Origin of the sequence: Delftia sp. Cs1-4, from assembly GCF_000214395.1 — a bacterium.
Classification (GTDB): Bacteria; Pseudomonadota; Gammaproteobacteria; order Burkholderiales; family Burkholderiaceae_C; genus Comamonas; species Comamonas acidovorans.
Genome location: NC_015563.1, coordinates 1,288,106 through 1,308,976, shown reverse-complemented (window position 1 = coordinate 1,308,976; position 20,871 = coordinate 1,288,106). Strand labels below are relative to the sequence as shown.

At 66.0% G+C, this 20,871-nt stretch carries 16 protein-coding genes; 6 read left to right on the top strand and 10 right to left on the bottom strand.

Annotation, left to right across the window (positions count from 1 at the left end):
* Window positions 1-94: 94 nt before the first annotated feature.
* The 8 genes from DELCS14_RS05770 to DELCS14_RS05735 form a co-directional block, all read right to left on the bottom strand.
* The gene (locus tag DELCS14_RS05770) at window positions 95-1,543 is read right to left on the bottom strand and encodes a sodium:solute symporter family protein (protein ID WP_013800841.1); all 1,449 of its coding nucleotides are present in this window, start codon (window positions 1,541-1,543) and stop codon (window positions 95-97) included.
* A 58-nt stretch (window positions 1,544-1,601) separates the two neighbouring features.
* Window positions 1,602-3,167, bottom strand: a complete 1,566-nt coding sequence (gene ubiB / locus DELCS14_RS05765) for a ubiquinone biosynthesis regulatory protein kinase UbiB (RefSeq protein WP_013800840.1) — start codon at window positions 3,165-3,167, stop codon at window positions 1,602-1,604.
* The gene (locus tag DELCS14_RS05760; RefSeq protein ID WP_043795724.1) at window positions 3,164-3,802 is read right to left on the bottom strand and encodes a hypothetical protein; all 639 of its coding nucleotides are present in this window, start codon (window positions 3,800-3,802) and stop codon (window positions 3,164-3,166) included. The genes ubiB and DELCS14_RS05760 overlap by 4 nt, the downstream gene beginning before the upstream one ends.
* Before the next feature lie 122 nt (window positions 3,803-3,924).
* On the bottom strand, window positions 3,925-4,941 hold the full coding sequence (locus DELCS14_RS05755; RefSeq protein WP_012207258.1) for a Tim44-like domain-containing protein: 1,017 nt from the start codon (window positions 4,939-4,941) through the stop codon (window positions 3,925-3,927).
* Window positions 4,942-4,994: 53 nt separating this feature from the next.
* Window positions 4,995-5,726, bottom strand: coding sequence for a bifunctional demethylmenaquinone methyltransferase/2-methoxy-6-polyprenyl-1,4-benzoquinol methylase UbiE (ubiE, locus tag DELCS14_RS05750; RefSeq protein ID WP_013800838.1), 732 nt, complete (start codon window positions 5,724-5,726; stop codon window positions 4,995-4,997).
* A gap of 227 nt (window positions 5,727-5,953) precedes the next feature.
* Window positions 5,954-6,376 (bottom strand): DUF971 domain-containing protein, encoded by a 423-nt coding sequence (locus tag DELCS14_RS05745; RefSeq protein ID WP_013800837.1) that lies wholly within the window; start codon window positions 6,374-6,376, stop codon window positions 5,954-5,956.
* 10 nt (window positions 6,377-6,386) lie between these two features.
* On the bottom strand, window positions 6,387-6,842 hold the full coding sequence (locus tag DELCS14_RS05740; RefSeq protein WP_013800836.1) for an HIT family protein: 456 nt from the start codon (window positions 6,840-6,842) through the stop codon (window positions 6,387-6,389).
* Entirely contained in the window at window positions 6,842-10,756 is a 3,915-nt protein-coding gene (locus DELCS14_RS05735) for an FAD/FMN-binding oxidoreductase (RefSeq protein WP_013800835.1), read from the bottom strand. The genes DELCS14_RS05740 and DELCS14_RS05735 overlap by 1 nt, the downstream gene beginning before the upstream one ends.
* Before the next feature lie 420 nt (window positions 10,757-11,176).
* On the opposite strand from DELCS14_RS05735, the gene ugpB reads away from it, so the two are divergent.
* The 6 genes from ugpB to DELCS14_RS05705 all read left to right on the top strand — a co-directional run bounded on the left by ugpB (window position 11,177) and on the right by DELCS14_RS05705 (window position 18,872).
* Window positions 11,177-12,481 carry a sn-glycerol-3-phosphate ABC transporter substrate-binding protein UgpB gene (ugpB, locus tag DELCS14_RS05730; RefSeq protein WP_013800834.1) on the top strand — a complete coding sequence of 435 codons (1,305 nt, stop codon included), beginning with the start codon at window positions 11,177-11,179 and terminating at the stop codon, window positions 12,479-12,481.
* Window positions 12,482-12,604: 123 nt separating this feature from the next.
* Window positions 12,605-13,486 (top strand): sn-glycerol-3-phosphate ABC transporter permease UgpA, encoded by an 882-nt coding sequence (gene ugpA / locus DELCS14_RS05725; RefSeq protein ID WP_012207264.1) that lies wholly within the window; start codon window positions 12,605-12,607, stop codon window positions 13,484-13,486.
* 2 nt (window positions 13,487-13,488) lie between these two features.
* Window positions 13,489-14,337, top strand: coding sequence for a sn-glycerol-3-phosphate ABC transporter permease UgpE (gene ugpE / locus DELCS14_RS05720; protein WP_012207265.1), 849 nt, complete (start codon window positions 13,489-13,491; stop codon window positions 14,335-14,337).
* 89 nt (window positions 14,338-14,426) lie between these two features.
* A complete protein-coding gene (gene ugpC, locus DELCS14_RS05715; RefSeq protein WP_013800833.1) occupies window positions 14,427-15,437 on the top strand; it encodes a sn-glycerol-3-phosphate ABC transporter ATP-binding protein UgpC in 1,011 nt (336 codons plus the stop codon).
* 90 nt (window positions 15,438-15,527) lie between these two features.
* Window positions 15,528-16,292: a glycerophosphodiester phosphodiesterase gene (ugpQ, locus tag DELCS14_RS05710; protein ID WP_013800832.1), complete on the top strand. Its 765-nt coding sequence runs from the start codon at window positions 15,528-15,530 to the stop codon at window positions 16,290-16,292.
* 153 nt (window positions 16,293-16,445) lie between these two features.
* Window positions 16,446-18,872, top strand: a complete 2,427-nt coding sequence (locus tag DELCS14_RS05705; protein ID WP_043796591.1) for a DUF3772 domain-containing protein — start codon at window positions 16,446-16,448, stop codon at window positions 18,870-18,872.
* Here DELCS14_RS05705 and DELCS14_RS05700 read toward each other — a convergent pair.
* Together DELCS14_RS05700 and DELCS14_RS05695 are read right to left on the bottom strand one after the other, a co-directional pair.
* Complete coding sequence (locus tag DELCS14_RS05700) at window positions 18,869-19,774, bottom strand: N-formylglutamate amidohydrolase (protein WP_013800830.1); 906 nt, start codon at window positions 19,772-19,774, stop codon at window positions 18,869-18,871. The genes DELCS14_RS05705 and DELCS14_RS05700 overlap by 4 nt on opposite strands.
* Complete coding sequence (locus tag DELCS14_RS05695) at window positions 19,774-20,766, bottom strand: tripartite tricarboxylate transporter substrate binding protein BugE (protein ID WP_012207270.1); 993 nt, start codon at window positions 20,764-20,766, stop codon at window positions 19,774-19,776. Before DELCS14_RS05695 ends, DELCS14_RS05700 begins: the two co-directional genes overlap by 1 nt.
* Window positions 20,767-20,871: the final 105 nt, after the last annotated feature.

The following is a 20,871-nucleotide window of genomic DNA, read 5'->3' as shown; positions in this document are numbered from 1 at the left end:
TCCGGGACCTCCACAATCCCAGTCGCCGACTATATAGTTAATAACTATTGATGATTGTCATCAATTGTTTTCGCAAATAACGAGGCAGCTGCGCTTACCTTTCGGGGCTGAATTCAAGAATGTCTGCGCTGCGATTGGCCAGCCACTGCGGCGCCAGTGATCCGGCCACCATCCCCGTCACTGCAGCCAGCAGTCCCGCCAATTGCTGCGGAAATGCCTCGTGCAAAGCCGGCGTGGCCATGAAGACCACCCACACGCCAATGCCCAGTGCCACGGCGCAAATGGCGCCCTGCGTGGTGGCGCGCTTCCAGTACAGCCCGAAGACCAGCGGCACGAAGGCACCAACCAACGGCACCTGGTAGGCGCTGGAGACCAGCTCATAGATGGGCGTTCCTTCCATCTTGATCGAGTAGGCCAGCACGCAGATGCTGAAGACGAGCACGCTGATGCGCATGGCCAGCAGCATTTCCCGGTCGCTGGCCTGGGTGCGGAACTGGCGCCAGATGTTCTCGGTGAAGGTCACGCTGGGCGCCAGCAACGTGGCCGAGGCACAGGACTTGATGGCCGACAGCAGCGCGCCGAAGAACAGCACCTGCATGACGAAGGGCATCTTGTCCATGACCAGGGTGGGCAACACCTTCTGCGGGTCCTGCTTGAGCAGTTCCGCTGCCTCCTGCGGCATGATGATCAGCGCGCTGGCCACGAGGAACATGGGTACGAAGGCGAAGCAGATATAGGCCGAGCCACCGATGACGGTGCCGCGCGTGGCGGCCTTCTCGCTGTGGGCCGACATCACGCGCTGGAACACGTCCTGCTGGGGAATGGAGCCCAGCATCATGGTGATGGCCGCGCCAAAGAAGAAGAGGATTTCATGCCAGCTGGGCTCGGGCCAGAACTGGAACAGATCGCGGCTCACGGCCAGGTCGATGACCTTGCCGGCACCGCCAGCCATGTCGCTGGCAAACCAGGCCAGCACCACCAGGCCGACGACCAGGATGATCATCTGCAGGAAGTCCGTCACCGCCACCGACCACATGCCGCCGAACAGCGTATAGGCCAGGATGGACACCACGCCGATGGCCATGCCCACGGGAATGCTGACCGTGCCGCCCGACAGCAGGTTGAACACCAGGCCCAGAGCCGTGACCTGGGCCGAGACCCAGCCCAGGTAGCTGAGCATGATGATCAGCGAGCAGACGATCTCGATGGACCGGCCATAGCGGTGGCGGTAGTAGTCGCTGATGGTCAGCAGCGTCATGCGGTACAGCTTGCCCGCGAAGAACAGGCCCACCAGGATCAGGCACATGCCCGCGCCGAACGGGTCTTCGACCACGCCGCGCAGGCCGCCCTCGATGAACTTGGCGGGCACGCCGAGCACGATCTCCGAGCCGAACCACGTGGCAAACGTGGTGGTGATGATCATGTACATGGGCAGATGGCGCCCGGCAATTGCGAAGTCGGCCGTGTTCTTGACCCGCCTGGCCGCCCACAGGCCGATGGCGATGGTCACGAACAGGTAGGCGATCACCATAGAGAGCAGCACGCTGGCACTCCTGTTTCAAAGTGGGAAAAGGGAGAGGTCCGGAAACCCGTCAGTGTTCTCAGTACCAGCGCAGCCGCACCACCAATTGCAGCAGGATCAGCGCGATGACAAAGCCGATGCCGGCGCTGACGATGGCCTGCAACAGGCGGTTGGTGAGCTTTTGCTGCTGCAGCAGCTCCTTGAGCAGTTCGTCGTGCTCGCCGGAGTTGCGCGTGAGCCGGCGATGGATCAGGCGCGGCAGCTCGGGAATGAGCTTGGCATAGCGCGGCGCCTCGGCCAGCAGTTCGCGCCACAGCCGTTGCGGGCCCATCTGGTCCAGCATCCATTTTTCGAGGAAGGGCTTGGCCGTGCTCCACAGGTCCAGGTTGGGGTCCAGCTGGCGCCCCAGGCCTTCGATGTTGAGCAGCGTCTTTTGCAGCAGCACCAGTTGCGGCTGGATCTCGACTTGAAAGCGGCGCGAGGTCTGGAACAGGCGCATCAGCACCATGCCCAGCGAAATCTCGGCCAGCGGACGGTCGAAGTACGGCTCGCAGACGGCGCGGATGGCGGCCTCCAGCTCGTCCACGCGCGTGCTCGGCGGGACCCAGCCGCTTTCGATGTGCAGCTCGGCCACGCGCTTGTAGTCACGGCGGAAGAACGCCGTGAAGTTCTGCGCCAGATATTCCTTGTCGTACTCGGTCAGCGTGCCGACGATGCCGAAGTCCAGCGAGATGTAGCGCCCGAAGGTTTCGGGCTCCAGGCTGACCATGATGTTGCCCGGGTGCATGTCGGCGTGAAAGAAGCCATCGCGAAAGACCTGGGTGAAGAAGATGGTCACGCCATCGCGTGCCAGCTTGGGGATGTCCACGCCGGCTTCGCGCAGGCGCTCGACCTGGCTGATGGGCACGCCGGTCATGCGCTGCATGACCATCACGTCGTTGCGACAGAAATCCCAGTACACCTCGGGGATCAGCACCAGGTCCAGCCCTTCCATGTTGCGGCGCAGCTGCGCGGCGTTGGAGGCTTCGCGGATCAGGTCCAGCTCATCGTGCAGGTAGTTGTCGAATTCGGCAACGACCTGGCGGGGCTTGAGGCGCTTGCCGTCGGCCGACAGGCGCTCGACCCAGCGCGCCATCATGTGCATCAGCGCCAGGTCCTTGTCGATCACGGTCTTCATGCCCGGACGCAGCACCTTGACGGCCACGTCGCGCTGCACGCCGTTGCGGTCGCTGATCACGGCAAAGTGCACCTGGGCGATGGAGGCGCTGGCCACCGGCTCGCGCTCGAAGCTCACGAAGATCTGGTCCAGCTTCTTGCGGAAGGCGCGCTCGATGGTGTCCACCGCAATCTGCGAATCGAAGGGCGGCACGCGGTCCTGCAACCGGGCCAGCTCCTCGGCCACGTCGGGCGGCATCAGGTCGCTGCGCGTGGACAGCACCTGGCCGAACTTCACGAAGATGGGCCCCAGCTCCTCCAGGGCCTCGCGCAGGCGCTGGCCGCGCGGCTTGTCCAGCCGCCGGCCCAGCGTGAGCACCGCGCGTGCGCGGCGCATCCAGGGATGCTCGAAGCTCGACAGCACCAGTTCGTCGAGTCCGTAGCGGAACACCACCCAGAGGATGGTCAGCCCGCGAAGAAACCGGCTCATGGCTTGTCGTTCTCGAAACCGGGCAGGGATACCACGGGGGAACCAACGGGCGCGCTGGCGGGCGCTGCCGCACGTGCGGCCTCGGGGGCGGGGGCATCGGCATCGGGCTTGCCGGCCATGCGGGCGCCCACGAACTGGCGCAGCGCCTGGGCGGCGCTGCGCGCGACCTTGGCCACGGTGTGCGCGGGGGCATCGCCGATGATGCGGGCCAGGTCTTCCTCCACGTCCCATTCGACGTGGTCCACCAGCCAGTTGATGTCGGCGGCCAGTTGCACGTCGCCCTCGATCCGGATGGAGGGCTTGTCGCCGCGCAGGGCCACCTGGGCCAGGGCCAGCGGGGAGGTCTCGGTGACTTCAAGCAGCAGGTCGGGCTGCGCGCCTTCGGGCGCCACGTTGAACAGGCCGGCGGGCGTGATCTGCAGGGCCATGGAGTAGCCGCGCCACTGCACGCGCGCCACGCGGCCCATTTGCCGCACGAGGCGCTCCATCGCCTCTTTCTCCTGCATCAGCACATGGTTGAGGAACAGCACGAGGCGCTGATGCACCTCGCTGACCAGCCATTGCGGCGGTTGCGGACCGGCCATCACGCGTTCCATGAGACCGTTCAGAAAAGAAAAAGGGGACTGTGTTGCCATAGTCCCCGATTATTCCCGAAGTGAGAGGATGCGGCCGACGCAAATCCGGTCGAGACAAGTGGCCAGCCCATGGCGTGACCCCCTGTCGCATCCCTGGCTTGCGCCGGTCCTCTGCAAATTACTTACTGCAGTGCCTGGACGCCAGCGACCAGCCAGCCGCTGCTGCCGCTCTTGGGCTTGGTCATGTTCCAGACCTCGCGGAAGGGCGTGGGGCCTGCCGAGGCGTCCTCGCGGATCATTCCGGAGAATTCCACGCTGGCCATGTAGTCATTGCCCAGATCCTCGATGCCCAGCAACTGGGCATCGATCATGACCACGTCGGTCTGGTTGGGCTGGCCAGGGCGCTGCACCTCGCGCTCGCTGAGCTGGCCACGGATCTCGGTCAGCATCTCGTCGGTCATCATGGCGCGCAGCGAAGCGATGTCCGAGCGGTCCCATGCCGATTGCAGGGTGACGAAGTTGCGCTTGGCAGCCGTCAGGAAGCCTTCGGTGTCGAAGCCTTCAGGCACACCCCAGTTCTGCGAGCCTGCCAGGGCAGAGCCGATCTGCACGCCGGAACCCGAGGCCAGGGCGGCCGGCTGGTGGTTCTGCTCCCAGGGACGGGCCGAGGCGTCGTTGCCGACCTTCTCGGGGTTGTACTGGCGTGCCAGCGGTGCGCTGTCCACGTTGCCACCCATGTTGCCCGCGCCCGCAGGGGCCGCGTTCTGGAAGGCGAAGGGGCTGGACGATGCCTGCTGCGCGCCGGCCGCTGCACGGCGCGAGCGCATGACCATGCCCACCACGACCATGATGACCAGGGCCAGCAGGGCGATCAGCAGGAACTGGCCGAAGGCGGCGCCCAGACCCAGCGAGTGGGCCAGCCAGGCCAGACCCAGGCCGGCGGCCAGGCCGCCGAGCATGGCGCCCCAGGGCTTCTTGGCCGGCGCGGCTGCAGGCGGCGTTGCAGGCTTGCCCGCAGCGTTCTGTGTGGCGGCGTTCTGCGGCGGCGTGTTCTGCGCCGGCGCGCGCGTAGCTTCACGCTGCGTCACATTGCTCGACTGCTTGCCCACCGATCCGCCACCGCCCATGCGCTTGGCGTCGGCCGTGCCGTGGACCACCACCAGCATCGCGACCAAGACCATAGACCATAGCTTTTTCATGTCATCTCCTCGAATAATCGTGTTGCCGCCACCTCACCGAACGCCTCACGCGCTCAGCACTTGATTCCCACATGCAGGGCCGCAATGCCGCCCGTCATGTTGTGATAGTCCACATGGCCGAAGCCGCATTCCTGCATCAGGCGCTTGAGATCCTCCTGGCCGGGGTGCATGCGGATGGACTCGGCCAGATAGCGGTAGCTGGCGTCATCGCCCGCCACGAGCTTGCCCATGGCCGGAAGAATCTTGAAGGAGTACCAGTCGTAGGCCTTCTCCAGGGGCTTGGCCACCTTGGAGAACTCCAGCACCAGCAGCTTGCCGCCGGGGCGCAGGACACGGTTCATTTCCTTGAGCGCCGCATCCTTGTGGGTCATGTTGCGCAGGCCGAAGGCCACGCTGACCAGATCGAAATGGTTGTCGGGAAACGGCAGGGCTTCTGCATCGCAGACCATGGTGGGCAGGATCACGCCCTTGTCGATCAGGCGGTCGCGGCCCACGCGCAGCATGGCCTCGTTGATATCGGTGTGCACCACCTGGCCGGTGGAGCCGACCTTCTTGGCGAAGGCCAGGGCCAGATCGCCCGTGCCACCCGCGATGTCCAGGGCCTTATCGCCTTCCTTGAGGTTGGCCACCATCACCGTATAGGCCTTCCAGGCACGGTGCAGACCACCCGACATCAGGTCGTTCATGACGTCGTAGCGCGAAGCGACCGAGTCGAACACGCCGCGCACGCGGCTGGCCTTCTCGCGCTCGTCCACCGACTGGAATCCGAAATGTGTGGTGCTCATAACAACGATGCTAAGCAAGCAGTAGTAATGCGTACAGCGACAACCCCGTGTGGCCACGGGCTTTGCCGGGCAAGGGTTATCAAGAACAAACAGCTTGAAACGCCTTCAAACAAAGACTTTCAAGCTATTTTAAATATAGCACCACCCCCAATAACCCTGTGCCGTACAGAGGTCCGGAATGTGGTGCGAGGGGAACGGCGCCATACAGCGCGCACCCGTGCGCGGCGTCAGTGGCTGCCGCAGCCGTGTCCGCCGCCGCTGGCCTTGCCGGGCATGGGCGTGTCGCGGTCCATGCCGGACTCCTGCAGCCGGTCCAGGTACTGCGCCCAGAACTCGTCCTGGCGGCGGCCCAGTTCGTAGAGGTATTCCCAGGTGTACAGGCCGCTTTCATGCCCGTCGCTGAAGAAGGGCTTGATGGCGTAGTTGCCCACGGGCTCGATGGCCGTGATGGACACCTCGCGCTTGCCCGTCTGCAGCACTTCCTGGCCCGGGCCATGGCCCTGGACTTCGGCCGAGGGCGAGTACACGCGCAGCAGCTCGAAGGGGATGCGAAAGCTTGCGCCGTCGGAGTAGGCGACTTCCAGCACGCGCGATGCGCCGTGCACGGTCAGGGCTTCGGGGGTTGGGGTGTCAGGGGTCAGGCCGGCCATGCGGTGCTCCTCATTCAGTGGCGGGGTGCTGTTGCCAGGCATCGAGTGCCTGGACCAGCGCCGTGTCTATGGCTGGCAAGTGCGCTGCCACCTCGGCCTCGCGCTCGCCATTGCGCGGGCGCTGGGCCGGAGCCCAGACCGCGCCCGGGAAATGGCTGTCCCAGTCAAAGCGCGCAATCACATGCCAGTGCAGGTGCGGCACCATGTTGCCCAGTGCCGCCAGGTTGATCTTGGCCGGCGCAAGGCGCTCACGCAAGACGCGCTCGACCAGGACCACGGCATCCATGCAGTGCTGGCGGTCGGCGGCGTCCAGGTCCGAGAACTCGGCCGCATGCGCATTCCAGACCACGCGGTAGAAGGCCGGAAAGCCCTCCTCCTGCGCGCGGATCACGCGCAGGCACCGGCCGCGCCAGACGGGCAGGCCGCCTTCTTCGGCGCACAGGGGGCAGGTTGCAGCCGTAGCCATCACACCAGAACCCGTTCGATGCCGCCGGCGTTGGCGCGCTGCACGTACTCGGCCATCCAGTTCTCGCCCAGGATCTGGCGCGCCATCTCGACCACGATGTAGTCAGCTTCCAGCAGGCCGTTGTTCATATCGCCACCGTAGCGCGACAGGCCCTGCAGGCAGCTGGGGCAGCTGGTGAGGATCTTCACGTTGTCCTTCTCGGCCAGGGCGCCGCTGGCGCGCAGCGCGGCCTCGCCCTTCTTGAGTTCCTCTTCCTTGCGGAAACGGATCTGCGTGGAGATGTCGGGGCGCGTGACGCCCAGCGTGCCCGATTCGCCGCAGCAGCGCTCGCTCTTGACCACGCCGTCGCCGACCAGCGCCTTGACGGTCTTCATCGGGTCCTGCAGCTTCATGGGCGAGTGGCAGGGGTCGTGGTAGAGGTAGCCCTCCTTGCCCTGCAGCGTCACGCCCTTTTCCAGCAGGTATTCGTGGATGTCGATGATGCGGCTGCCCGGGAAGATCTTGCCGAACTCGTAGCCCTGCAACTGGTCGTAGCAGGTGCCGCAGCTGACCACCACGGTCTTGATGTCCAGGTAGTTGAGCGTGGTGGCGACGCGGTGGAAGAGCACGCGGTTGTCCGTGATCATCTTCTCGGCCTTGTCGAACTGGCCGCTGCCGCGCTGGGGATAGCCGCAGCACAGGTAGCCGGGTGGCAGCACGGTCTGCACGCCGGCATGCCAGAGCATGGCCTGGGTGGCCAGGCCCACCTGGCTGAACAGGCGCTCGGAGCCGCAGCCGGGGAAGTAGAACACCGCCTCGGTGTCCGCGCTCGTGGTCTGCGGGCTGCGGATGATGGGCACGTAGTCCTTGTCCTCGATGTCCAGCAGGGCGCGCGCCGTCTTGTTGGGCAGGCCGCCCGGCAGCTTCTTGTTGACGAAGTGGATCACCTGCTCCTTGAGGGGAGCACGCCCCACCGAGGCCGGTGGACGCTGGGTCTGCTTCCTGGCCAGGCTGTGCAGCACGTCGGAGGCCAGGCGCTGGGCCTTGAAGCCCACGCCGACCATGGCCGAGCGCATGAACTTGATGGTGTCCGGATTGGTGGCGTTGAGCATGGCCATGGCCAGCTTGTTGCCGGGCCTGAAGCTCTTCTTGTCCATCTTGCGCAGCAGGTTGCGCATGTTCATGGTCACGTCGCCGAAGTCGATCTTGACCGGGCAGGGGTTGAAGCACTTGTGGCAGACCGTGCAGTGGTCCGACACGTCCTCGAACTCCTGCCAGTGGCGCAGCGAAACGCCGCGGCGCGTCTGCTCCTCGTAGAGGAAGGCCTCGACCAGCAGCGAGGTCGCCAGGATCTTGTTGCGCGGGCTGTACAGCAGGTTGGCGCGCGGCACGTGGGTGGCGCACACGGGCTTGCACTTGCCGCAGCGCAGGCAGTCCTTGACCGAGTCGGCGATGGCGCCGATGTCGCTCTGCTGCATGATCAGCGACTCGTGCCCCATCAGGCCGAAGCTGGGCGTGTAGGCGTTGGTCAGGTCGGCGAACATCAGCGATTCGCGCGGCGAGCGGCCGTCATGGCTCTGGCCCACCACGGCCTGCAGCTTCTCGTTGCGGATCAGCTTGCCCTTGTTGAAGCGGCCTTCGGGGTCCACGCGCTGCTTGTAGGCGGCAAAGGGCGCCAGCTCGTCGTCGCTGAGGAACTCCAGCTTGGTGATGCCGATGCCGTGCTCGCCCGAGATCACGCCGTCCAGATGGCGCGCAAGCACCATGATGCGTGCCACGGCCTCATGGGCGGTCTGCAGCATCTCGTAGTCGTCGCTGTTGACCGGAATGTTGGTGTGCACGTTGCCGTCGCCAGCGTGCATGTGCAGCGCCACCCAGACACGGCCCTTGAGCACGCGCTGGTGGATGGCGTTGACTTCGGCCAGCAGCGGCTGGAAGGCCGCGCCCGCGAAGATCTGGGCCATGGGCGCCTTCAGCTGGGTCTTCCAGCTGGCGCGCAGCGTATGGTCCTGCAGCTGCGGGAAAAGGTTCTCGACATCGTCCAGCCAGCCCTGCCACAGCGTGCGCACGTCGGCCACCAGAGCCAGGGCCTGCTGCACGCGGTCCTCCAGCAGCTCGGCCGAGGGGATGTCGCCCGCATCGTCCTGCTTGCCCAGCGGCAGGTCGCCGTGCTGGAAGAAGTCCGTCAGCGCATCGCACAGCTTGAGCTTGTTGCGCAGCGACAGTTCGATGTTGATGCGCTCGATGCCGTCCGTGTACTCCCACATGCGGGGCAGCGGGATCACCACGTCTTCATTGATCTTGAAGGCGTTGGTGTGGCGCGAGATAGCGGCCGTGCGCTTGCGGTCCAGCCAGAATTTCTTGCGCGCCTCGGCGCTGACGGCCGTGAAGCCTTCGCCGTTGCGCGAGTTGGCAATGCGCACCACCTCGGCGGCCACGCGGGCCACATCGTCGGCGTTGTCGCCGGCAATGTCGCCCAGCAGCACCATCTTGGGCAGATGGCCGTTGCCCTTCTTGCTCTTGGTGGCGTAGCCCACGGCCTTCAGGTAGCGGTCGTCCAGGTGTTCCAGGCCGGCCAGCAGCACGCCCGAGCGCTTTTGCTCGGCGAACATGAAGTCCTTGATCTCGACGATGCTGGGCACGGCATCCTTGGCGTTGCCGAAGAACTCCATGCAGACCGTGCGCGTGTGCTCGGGCATGCGGTGCACCACCCAGCGCGCGCTGGTGATCAGGCCGTCGCAGCCTTCCTTCTGGATGCCCGGCAGGCCCGACAGGAACTTGTCGGTCACGTCCTTGCCCAGGCCTTCCTTGCGGAATTTCTGGCCGGGAATGTCCAGGCGCTCGCTGCGGATGGGGGTCTTGCCGTCGGCCTCGAAGTACTGCAGCTCGAAGCTGGCCATCTCGGCGTCATGGATCTTGCCGAGGTTGTGGCCCACGCGCGTGACTTCCAGCCACTGTGCATCGGGCGTGACCATGCGCCAGGACACCAGGTTGTCCAGCGCCGTACCCCAGAGCACGGCCTTCTTGCCGCCCGCATTCATGGCGACATTGCCGCCGATGCAAGAGGCCTCGGCCGATGTGGGGTCCACGGCGAAGACGAAGCCCGCGCGCTCGGCCGCATCAGCCACGCGCTGCGTGACCACGCCGGCTTCGGTGAAGATGGTGGGCACCTCGTGGTCCACGCCGGGAATGCGGCGCATCTCCACCTCGGTCATGGCTTCGAGCTTTTCGGTGTTGATCACCACGCTGCGCCAGGTCAGCGGGATCGCGCCGCCCGTGTAGCCCGTGCCGCCGCCGCGCGGAATGATGGTCAGGCGCAGCTCGATACAGGCACGCACCAGGGCGGCCATCTCGGCTTCGGTATCAGGCGTGAGCACCACGAAGGGGTATTCGACGCGCCAATCGGTGGCGTCCGTCACATGGGCCACGCGCGACAGGCCGTCGAACTTGATGTTGTCCTTGGCCGTGTGGCGGCCCAGGCTCTTTTGCACCCGGCGGCGCAGTTGCTCGGCCTCGACGAAGGTGGCGTTGAACTCATGCACGGCGCGCCGCGCCGCATCCACCAGCTGGCCCACCAGCGCATCGCGCACGGGGTCCTGCTGCGGAGCACGGCGCTTGTCGATCTCGCCCAGGCGGTGCTCCAGGGCCTCCACCAGCGACTTGCGGCGGTCGGGACTGTGCAGCAGGTCGTCCTGCAGGTAGGGATTGCGCTGAACGACCCAGATGTCCCCCAGCACCTCGTAGAGCATGCGGGCAGAGCGGCCCGTGCGCCGCTCCTGGCGCAGCTGGTTGAGCACATCCCACATGGACGTGCCCAGCAGGCGGATCACGATCTCGCGATCGGAAAACGAGGTGTAGTTGTAGGGAATCTCTCGCAGACGTGCAGGTTCGGCAGCCTGTGCCTGCAGGGCTGCCAACGCAATCGGTACATTCATGGGGTAGACCGTGTCTGGCGCTCTCGGGGCGCCGCTAAGCCAAGTGGGAGCGCAATTTTAAGCGAGCGCCCCGAGGATGCGCTTCCCACGGGGCTCTGGACGGCGCGCCGTCTCGGCCCGCGAAGCCAGCCCTCGCCAACGGGGCGTGATCTTGCGGAGCCCGGTGGATGTGCCTTATACAGAAAGAGCACAAACGAGCCAATACGAACAACCCGGCTTTTGAAACGAAATGGTATTGACCTAAAATAGCGCCGCTTCGCGTGTCATTTTTTGTCACACGACTGACATACGGGACCAGCGGCTCACCGGGTTTGGCCTGTAGTGCGGTACGAAGCATCCGAAAACAATGACACAGACATGTCATGCCCCTGCCTTACCGTGGCAGCGGTCTGAAACCGTCACCGAACTAGAGGAGTCCTCATGCAACTGAAGCAACTGGCCATGGCAGCCGCGATCGCGGCCACCACCATCTCGGCACAAGCCCAAACCGAAATCCAGTGGTGGCACTCGATGAGCGCAGCCCTGGGCGACTGGGTGAACGACCTGGCCAAGGAGTACAACGCCAGCCAGACCCAGTACAAGATCGTGCCGACGTACAAGGGCCAGTATGACGAGTCGATGACGGCCGCCATCGCCGCGTTCCGCGCCGGCAACGCGCCTGACATCCTGCAGGTCTTCGAAGTGGGCACGGCCACCATGATGGCCTCCAAGGGCGCCGTGGTGCCCGTCACCAAGATCATGAACGACGGCGGCTTCAAGTTCGACCAGGGCGAGTACATCTCCGCCGTGGCCGGCTACTACACCGCCCCCAACGGCCAGATGATGAGCTACCCGCTCAACAGCTCGACCACCATCTTCTACTACAACAAGGACGCCTTCAAGAAGGCAGGCCTGGACGAGAACAAGCCGCCCAAGACCTGGCCCGAAGTGTTCGCCGCCGCCGAAAAGCTCAAGGCCTCGGGCCACCGCTGCGCACTGACCACGAGCTGGATGAGCTGGACCCAGCTGGAGAGCTTCTCGCTGTGGCACAACACCCTGTACGCGACCAAGAACAACGGCTTTGACGGCACTGATGCCAAGCTGGTGTTCAACTCGCCGCTGCACGTCAAGCACTTCGAGAACCTGGCCAAGGCCGCCAAGGATGGCAGCTTCGTCTACAAGGGCCGCGGCAACGTGCCTGACGCCGCCTTCGCTTCCGGCGAGTGCGCGATGATCACCGGCTCCTCCGGCCTGTATGCCCGCGTGGTCAAGGAAGGCAAGTTCGCCTTCGGCCAGTCGCAACTGCCCTACTACGCCGATGTGAAGGGCGCGCCCCAGAACACGGCCATCGGCGGTGCCTCCCTGTGGGTGATGGCCGGCAAGAGCGCCGAACGCTACAAGGGCGTGGCTGACTTCTTCAACTTCCTGAACAACACCAAGATCCAGTCCGCCAGCCACCAGCGCACCGGCTACCTGCCCGTGACCACCGCTGCGTACAAGCTGACCGAGGCATCGGGCTTCTACGAAAAGCATCCCGGCACCGACACCGCCGTGACGCAGATGATCCGCAAGACCACCGACAAGTCGCGCGGCATCCGCCTGGGCAACTTCGTTCAGATCCGCACCATCATCGATGAGGAAACCGAACAGATCTGGACTGGCAAGAAGACTCCCCAGCAAGCCCTGGACACCGCTGTCACCCGTGGCAACGAGCAACTGGGCCGCTTCGCCCGGGCCAACAAGTAATCCTCCCATGTGATCTGCGGTGTGGCCGCTGCGCAGGCAGCCCGCACCGTGCATCACAGGCCCGCAACCGGCGGCCCCACGGCCATCCGGTTTGCGGGCTGTTTTGTTCTACCGAGTTCCGTCATGGAAAAACGCGTTCTTTTTCGATCCGCCTGGCTGCCGTGGTTGCTGATAGCACCACAGATGGTCATCGTGCTGGTCTTCTTTTTCTGGCCCGCAGGCCAGGCCATCGTGCAGTCGTTCCAGGCGCAGGATACGTTTGGCTTCTCCACCGAATGGGTGGGGTTTGCCAACTTCCAGCACCTGCTGGATGACCCCGCCTACCTGGCCTCGTTCAAGACCACGGCCATCTTTTCCGTGCTGGTGGCGGTGTTCGGCATTGCGCTGTCGCTGATGCTGGCCATCTTTGCGGACCGCGTGATCAAGGGCGCGCTTGCCTACAAGACCGCCTTGCTGCTGCCCTATGCCGTTGCGCCCGCCGTGGCGGGTGTGCTGTGGGTGTTCATGTTCTCGCCGTCCATCGGCGTCGTGGCCTATGCGCTGCGCATGATCGGCTATGACTGGAACCACCTGCTGAACTCCGGCAACGCCATGACGCTGATCGTCATCGCCGCGATCTGGAAGCAGATTTCCTACAACTTCCTGTTCTTCCTTGCGGGCCTGCAGTCCATCCCCAAGTCGCTGATCGAGGCCGCCGCCATCGACGGCGCGGGCCCCATGCGCCGCTTCTGGGACATCCAGTTCCCGCTGCTGTCGCCCACCACGTTCTTCCTGCTGGTGATGAACGTGGTCTACGCATTCTTCGACACCTTCGGCATCGTGGACGCCACGACCCAGGGCGGTCCGGGACAGGACACCTCCATCCTGGTCTACAAGGTCTATCACGACGGCTTCAAGGCCATGGACATGAGCGGCTCGGCTGCCCAATCCGTCGTGCTGATGGTGATCGTGGTCGCACTCACGGTGATCCAGTTCCGCTATGTTGAGAAGAAAGTGCAGTACTGATCATGGTTGAACGCAGTCCCCTTCTCTCCTTTTTCTCGCACCTGATCATGGTGCTGGGCGTGATCATCGTCGGCTTTCCGCTGTACCTGGCCTTCGTGGCCTCCACGCACACGCCGCAGGACATCATCCAGGTGCCCATGCCCCTGGTGCCCGGCAGCAACTTCTGGGAAACCTACAAGGCCGCGCTGTTCGGTGGCTCGGGCCCCGGCTCCAGCGCGCCCGTGGCACGCATGATGTGGATCAGCTTCGTCTCGGCCATGGTGATCACCGTGGGCAAGATCGCGATCTCGCTGCTGTCGGCCTTCGCGCTGGTGTACTTCCGCTTCCCGTTCAAGAAGATCTGCTTCTGGCTGATCTTCGTGACCCTGATGCTGCCCGTGGAAGTGCGCATCGGCCCCACCTACGAAGTCGTCTCCACGCTGGGCATGCTCAACAGCTACGCCGGCCTGACGATTCCGCTGATCGCCTCGGCCACGGCCACCTTCCTGTTCCGCCAGTTCTTCCTGACGGTGCCGGACGAGCTGGTGGAGGCCGCCCGCATCGACGGCGCAGGCCCCATGCGCTTCTTCAAGGATGTGCTGGTGCCGCTGTCCAAGACCTCGATCGCGGCGCTGTTCGTGATCCAGTTCATCTACGGCTGGAACCAGTACCTGTGGCCGCTGCTCGTGACCACCTCGGAAGACATGTACCCCGTGGTCATCGGCATCAAGCGCATGGTGGCCAGCGGCGATACCGGCAATGACTGGAACGTGGTGATGGCGACGGCCCTGCTGGCCATGCTGCCGCCCGCCGCCGTGGTGATCCTGATGCAGCGCTGGTTCGTCAAGGGCCTGGTGGACACCGAAAAGTAAACCGCTCGCCGCCGCCCCAACCCACCGTATAGAACCCCGCAGAGCAAGCGCCAGCGCCCTTCGCTCTGCGACTCAACCAGAATCTTCGTATGGCATCCATTTCCTTTCGCAACCTGATCAAGCGCTACGGCCAGGGCCCGTCGGCCAACCAGGTACTGCACGGCGTCAACGCCGAAATCAAGGACGGCGAGTTCGTCGTCATCGTCGGCCCTTCGGGCTGCGGCAAGTCCACCCTGCTGCGCATGGTGGCGGGCCTGGAGGAGATCTCCGACGGCCAGTTGCTGATCGGCGACAAGGTGGTCAACGACGTGGAACCGGCCAAGCGCGACATCGCCATGGTGTTCCAGAACTATGCGCTGTACCCGCATATGTCGAACTACGAGAACATGGCCTACGGCCTGAAGATCGCCAAGGTGCCGCCCGAGGAGATCAAGCGCCGCGTGGACAAGGCCGCCAAGATCCTGGAGCTGTCGCACCTGCTGGACCGCAAGCCGCGCCAGCTGTCGGGTGGCCAGCGCCAGCGCGTGGCCATGGGCCGCGCCATCGTGCGCCAGCCCAAGGTCTTCCTGTTCGACGAGCCGCTGTCCAACCTGGACGCCAAGCTGCGCGGCCAGACCCGCATCGAGATCCAGAAGCTGCACGCCGAGCTGGGCATCACCAGCCTGTTCGTGACCCACGACCAGGTCGAGGCCATGACCCTGGCCCAGCGCATGATCGTCATGAACGGCGGCGTGATGGAGCAGTTCGGCACGCCCGAAGAGGTCTACCACACGCCCGCCTCCACCTTCGTGGCCAGCTTCATCGGCTCGCCCCCGATGAACCTGCTCAAGAACGCGCCCGGCGGCACGGCCGGCCGCATCCTCGGCATTCGCCCCGAGCACCTGGTCGTCGTCAACGAAGGCGGCTGGGAAATCAAGGTGGACACCGTTGAAATGCTGGGTGCCGAGCGCCTGGTCTATGGTTCGCTCAATGGCGAGACGATGACGGTGCGCATCGACGAAGGCGCGCCCTTCCCCAAGTCCGGCGAGACCATGCGCGTGCGTCCTTCCGAAGAGCGTCGCCTGCACTGGTTCGACGCAGAATCCGGAAAGCGGATCTGATCCCCTGAAGGCCGGCTCTCCGACCTTTTCCAAGAGAGCCCCAGAGGCTCTCTTTTTCCATCCAAGCTCCCTTCTTTTGACGGACTCGCCATGACCGAGAACCTGAAATCCTGGCCCTACCCCCTGTGGGTGGCCCACCGCGGCGCCGGCAAGCTGGCGCCCGAGAACACCATTGCCGCCTTCCGCCTGGGCGCCGCGCACGGCTATCGCATGTTCGAGTGCGATGCCAAGCTGTCTGCCGACGGCGTGCTGTTCCTGATGCACGATGCCACGCTGGAGCGCACCACCAACGGCCACGGCACGGGTGGCGACCTGTCCATGGGCGAAATCGCCCAGCTGGACGCCGGCAGCTGGCACTCGCGCGCCTTTGCGGGAGAGGCCCTGCCCACGCTGGAAGCCCTGGCCCGCTGGTGCCTGGCCAACCACTTCTTCCTGAACGTGGAGATCAAGCCCACGCCCGGCCAGGAAGAGGCCACGGGCCGCGCCACGGGCGAGCTGATGAACCGCATCTGGCCCAGGGACCGCATCCAGCCGCTGTTCACCTCGTTCAAGACCGATGCGCTCAAGGGCGCACGCGACACGGCACCGCACATTCCGCGGGGCCTGCTGGTGGACAAGCTGGCCGATGCCACGGGCGATGCCGACCTGCGCACCGCGCTGGACCTGGGCTGCGCGGCCATGGTGCTCAACCATGCGCTGTGGGATGCCGCCCTGGTCGCCAAGGTGCATGGCGCGGGCCTGCGCTGCAGCAGCTATACGGTCAACGATGAATGGGCCGCGCAGCGCCTGATCGACCTGGGCACGGACGGCGTCATCACCGACCGTGTCGATATGTTCAGTCCCGCATCGCGCTGAGACGGCTGCCGGCTGGCGGGGCCGGACCTTTGGAAACAACCGTCGCGGCGGCCCGCCGCACAATGTGCGTCCATGACACCGCCCCGCCCGTGCCCTCTCCCGCTGCGCCCTACGTGGGCGCAGGCCTTGCGCCAATGCTTGGCCACCGGCCTGATGGTCCTGGCAATGCTGGTCCTCACTGCGCCCGCTCCGGCCCATGCGCAGGACCGCACAGCAACGGCGGCCACGGCGGCGCCCGACGGCCGGCCCGCCCTGCCCAGCGTGGACGATCTGCGCAAGCAGCTGGACGCCATTCCCCGCAAGCTGGCCGAGGACGATGACGGCCGCAAGCTGCTGGACGAGGCTGCGGCCATAGGCACGGCGGCCGACCAGGTCGCAGCCCGCCGCACCGAGGAACTGGCCGACATCGATTCGCGCCTGGCCGGCCTGGGCCCCGCGCCCGAAAAAGGCGCCCCTGCCGATGCGCCCGATGTGGCCGAGCAGCGCGCCAGCCTGGCCAGGCAGCGCAGTGCCGTGGATTCCGAACTCAAACTCGCGCGGCTGGTGTCGGTCGATGCCGACCAGCGCGGCAACGAGCTGATACGCCAACGCCGCGAACAATTCCAGGCCGCGCTGACGGCCCGCACCGACTCGCCACTGGGCCGGCCCTTCTGGCGCAACCTGCGCGCTGCCGCGCCTTTGGACGCGGCGCGCCTGCAGGGCCTGGGGCGCGAGCTGCGCCAGGCCGTCGCCTCCACCATGGCGTCCGATCGCCGGGGCGGCTTCATCGCCAGCCTGGCCGCCGCCTTGCTGATCGCCTTGCTCGGCCCTTGGCTGGCCGAGCGTCTGCTGGTGCGTGCCGCGCCCGCGCGCCTGCCCAGCGGCCGCCTGCGCCGCTCGTTGCGCGCGGCGGCCACCGTGCTGATCAACACGCTGCTGATCGGCCTGGCAGCGCAACTGGCCTGGAGCGTGCTCAAGGCCGGCGATGGCTTCAGCGAATCGCTGGACGCGCTGGCCAAGGCCAGTGTGCAGGTCACGCTGTTCGGCGCCTTCGTGGTGTCGCTGGGCCAGACCCTGCTGTCGCGCAGGCGCAGTTCCTGGCGCCTGCCCGGCGTGTCGGACGAGCTGGCCGAGCGGCTCAGCCCCTATCCCTGGTGGATTGCCGCCGGAGCCGCGCTCAACGGCCTGGTGACCGAAGTCAACGCCATCATCGGCGCCAGCCTGGCCGCCGAGGTCACGGTGCACGCCCTGTCGGCCCTGCTGATTTCGGCCGTGGTCATGCTGGCCCTGCGGCATCTGCGCGCGCCGGCGCCGGTCGCGCAGGAAGACGGCGCCCAGGCCGAGCCCGCACCGCCCCGGCCCTTGTGGGTGGGCCTGCTCGTAGCCTGCGCGGCGGTGGCCAGCATTGCCACCATTGCGCTGGCCGTGACCGGCTACGTGGCGCTGGCCGGAACGTTGGCGCGCCAGATGGTGTGGACCGGCGTGGTCTTTGCCACCACCTACCTGCTGTTCCAGCTGGGCGACGATCTGTGCGAGGCCCTGCTGTCGTCCAAGGGCAGCTTCGGCACCCGGCTGAACCAGAGCCTGGGCATCGAGGGCCGGCTGCTCGACCAGGCCTCGGTGCTGGTCTCGGGCCTGCTGCGCGTGGCCCTGTTGTTCTACATGGTGATCGCCCTGCTGGCCCCGCTGGGCACGGGGCCGGACGAGGTGTTTCGCCGCGGCAGCACGGTGAACCACAGCCTCAAGGTGGGCGACTTCACCATGGCGCCGCAGGCCCTGTTCACCGCATTCGCCGTGATCGTCACGGGCCTGATCGTGATCCGCGTGATCAAGCGCTGGCTGACGGACCGCTACTTCCCCAACACCTCGCTGGAGCCTGGCATGCGCAGCTCCATCACCACGCTGCTGGGCTATGTGGGCGGCATCTTCGTGGTGGCCGTGGCGCTGGCGGGGCTGGGCATCAGCGTGGAGCGCATTGCCTGGGTGGCCAGCGCGCTGTCGGTGGGCATTGGCTTTGGCCTGCAGGCCATCGTGCAGAACTTCATCTCGGGCCTGATCCTGCTGGCCGAGCGGCCCGTGAAAGTGGGCGACTGGGTGGTGCTGGGCGATACCGAGGGCGACGTGCGCCGCGTCAACGTGCGCGCCACCGAGATCCAGCTGGGCGACCGCTCCACCGTCATCGTGCCCAACTCGGAATTCATCACCAAGACCGTGCGCAACATGACGCTGGCCGGCGCGCCCGGGCGCGTGCTGCTGCGCCTGCCCGCACCGCTGGACACCGATGCCGAACGCATGCGCACCCTGATATTGGAAGCCTTTCGCACGCATGAAGGCATCCTGGACACGCCCGAGCCTCTGGTGCAGCTCGAAGGCATCGCCAACGGCACGCTGACCTTCCTGGCCATCGGCTACGTGGGCAACCCGCGCAATGCGGGCGGGGTGCGCAGCGATGTGCTGTTCAGCATCCTGGCATCGCTCAAGGGCGCGGGCCTGTACCTGTCGCCACCGGCCACCACCTCGGTGGCGGCGCCGGTGGTGGCAGGCATGCCGGGCTCACCAGGCACGCCGCCCATGCCCGGCGACCCCGCCAGCCCGGCCTAGCCTCGCCCGGCCATTTCAGCGCGCACATGCGCCGCGACCACGGCCATCAGCTCACGCAGATGGCCGCGCAGCGGCTCGAAGCCCGCGTTGGGCTCGCGCGTGTCCTCGTCCATGTAGACCGGCCGGCGGATCTCGATCTGCAGGCTGTGCCGGCCCAGGTGCGGCTGGCCTATGCGGCCGATCAGCTCCACGCCCTTGTAGGGCTCGTTGTAGGCCACGCTGTAGCCAAAGCCCGCCAGCGTCTCGCCCACCAGCTGGATGAACTCGGGCGCGCAGGTCGTGCCGTCGCGGTCGCCCAGCACGAAGTCGGCCAGCGGCGGCGCATCGGTGCGGCCCAGGCGCTTGTAGACATCGTTGGGCATGGAGTGCAGGTTCAGGTGCCAGACGCCGCCAAAGCGCTGCACGCTGTCATCGATGGCCTGCGCCAGCGCCGCATGGTAGGGACGCCAGTAGCGCGCGATGCGGTGCTCCACCTCGGCCACCGTGCGCGGGCGTTCATACAGCGGCGTGGCCACGCCGTCCCGGCTGATGCGCTGCCAGATCAGGCCCAGGCCCTGGCGGGTCTTGACGCTGGGCGCCAGGGGCACGGGCCACTGGCCGTCGATCTGGGCGGGGTCCAGGTCGGCCTCGCTGCGGTTGGGGTCGATGTAGGTGCGCGGAAAGGTGGCCTCGATCAGCGTTGCGCCATGCGCGGGCCACTGATCCCAGAGCGCGGCCACATGCGTGTCCTCGCCACGGCGCAGCAGGGACATGGGCACGGCATGGCCGAAATCCTCGGGATAGGACGTGCCGCTGTGCGGTGAGTCGCAGACGATGGGCAGCACCTCGCCGGTGGCGGGATGCACCACGACCGGGGTGTCCGGCCGGGGGCGCAGAAAATCGGTCTGTGCCATGCGGTCCATCAGTCGAGCTTGATGTTGGCGCGCTTGGCCACGGCCGTGTAGCGCTCGATGGCGGCCTTGATCTGCTTGGCAAATTCCTCGGGCGTGTTGCCCATGGACTCGCCCGAGATGGATTTTTGCTTTTCCAGGTAGTCAGGCATGGCCATGGCCTTGTGCGCAGCCGCATTGAGCTTGTCGATGATGGGGCGCGGCGTGCCGGCAGGTGCGACCAGCCCGAACCAGCCGCCATCGCCCATCTGCGGGAAGCCCAGCTCGGTGTAGGTGGGCACGTCGGGCAGCACGTCGGCGCGCTTGAAGGCCAGCACGGCCAGCGGGCGCAGCTTGCCGTCCTTGATGTGGGGCAGCGTGGAGGGCAGGTTGTCCGTCATGGCATTGACCTGGCCGCCCAGCGCGTCGGTGATGGCCTGGCCCGCGCCCTTGTAGGGGATGTGCAGCAGGTCGATACCGGCCAGGTTCATGAAATTCTCGATGTTGGCGTGGCCCAGGGAGCCTGTGCCCGGCGAGGCAAAGCTGTACTTGCCCGGGTTGGCCTTGGCCAGGGCGATGAACTCCTTCATGGTCTTGGCGGGCACGCTGGCGTTGATCACGAACACGCTGGGCACGGACATCACATTGGTGATGGGCGCGAAGTCCTTGATCGGGTCGTAGGGCAGCTTGCGGAAGATGGCCGGGTTGGAGCCATGCGTGCTCACCGTGGCCATGCCGATGGTGTAGCCATCGGCCGCAGCACGCGCAATTTCGGAGGCGCCAATGGAGCCGCCCGCCCCGCCCCGGTTGTCCACCACCACGGACTTGCCCAGGATCACGCTCATCTTCTCGGCCAGCAGACGCGCCACCATGTCGGTGGAGCCGCCCGCGCCAAACGGCACGACCAGGCGGATCGGCCGGCTGGGATAGTCGGCAGCCGGGCCCTGGGCCCAGGCGACGGGAGCCAAAAGAGCAGTGGCGGCGCAGGCGGCCAGGCTGGACAACAGGGTGCGGCGCATTGCCATGGTGTGTTTCCTCTCGTGATGGATGAAAGAGCGGCCTGCTGCAGGGCAGGGCTTCGCGGAACAGGCGCCGATTCTGGACAGCCGCCGCACGCGCGAAAAGAGACA

Excerpts from the sequence above, each read along its gene's own strand:
- ubiB (WP_013800840.1), bottom strand. The coding sequence starts at position 3,167 with ATGAGCCGGTTTCTTCGCGGGCTGACCATCCTCTGGGTGGTGTTCCGC.
- ugpB (WP_013800834.1), top strand. The coding sequence starts at position 11,177 with ATGCAACTGAAGCAACTGGCCATGGCAGCCGCGATCGCGGCCACCACC.
- ugpC (WP_013800833.1), top strand. The coding sequence starts at position 14,427 with ATGGCATCCATTTCCTTTCGCAACCTGATCAAGCGCTACGGCCAGGGC.
- DELCS14_RS05735 (WP_013800835.1), bottom strand. The coding sequence starts at position 10,756 with ATGAATGTACCGATTGCGTTGGCAGCCCTGCAGGCACAGGCTGCCGAA.
- ubiE (WP_013800838.1), bottom strand. The coding sequence starts at position 5,726 with ATGAGCACCACACATTTCGGATTCCAGTCGGTGGACGAGCGCGAGAAG.
- ugpE (WP_012207265.1), top strand. The coding sequence starts at position 13,489 with ATGGTTGAACGCAGTCCCCTTCTCTCCTTTTTCTCGCACCTGATCATG.
- DELCS14_RS05695 (WP_012207270.1), bottom strand. The coding sequence starts at position 20,766 with ATGGCAATGCGCCGCACCCTGTTGTCCAGCCTGGCCGCCTGCGCCGCC.
- DELCS14_RS05760 (WP_043795724.1), bottom strand. The coding sequence starts at position 3,802 with ATGGCAACACAGTCCCCTTTTTCTTTTCTGAACGGTCTCATGGAACGC.
- ugpA (WP_012207264.1), top strand. The coding sequence starts at position 12,605 with ATGGAAAAACGCGTTCTTTTTCGATCCGCCTGGCTGCCGTGGTTGCTG.
- DELCS14_RS05755 (WP_012207258.1), bottom strand. The coding sequence starts at position 4,941 with ATGAAAAAGCTATGGTCTATGGTCTTGGTCGCGATGCTGGTGGTGGTC.
- ugpQ (WP_013800832.1), top strand. The coding sequence starts at position 15,528 with ATGACCGAGAACCTGAAATCCTGGCCCTACCCCCTGTGGGTGGCCCAC.
- DELCS14_RS05700 (WP_013800830.1), bottom strand. The coding sequence starts at position 19,774 with ATGGACCGCATGGCACAGACCGATTTTCTGCGCCCCCGGCCGGACACC.
- DELCS14_RS05745 (WP_013800837.1), bottom strand. The coding sequence starts at position 6,376 with ATGGCCGGCCTGACCCCTGACACCCCAACCCCCGAAGCCCTGACCGTG.
- DELCS14_RS05705 (WP_043796591.1), top strand. The coding sequence starts at position 16,446 with ATGGTCCTGGCAATGCTGGTCCTCACTGCGCCCGCTCCGGCCCATGCG.
- DELCS14_RS05740 (WP_013800836.1), bottom strand. The coding sequence starts at position 6,842 with ATGGCTACGGCTGCAACCTGCCCCCTGTGCGCCGAAGAAGGCGGCCTG.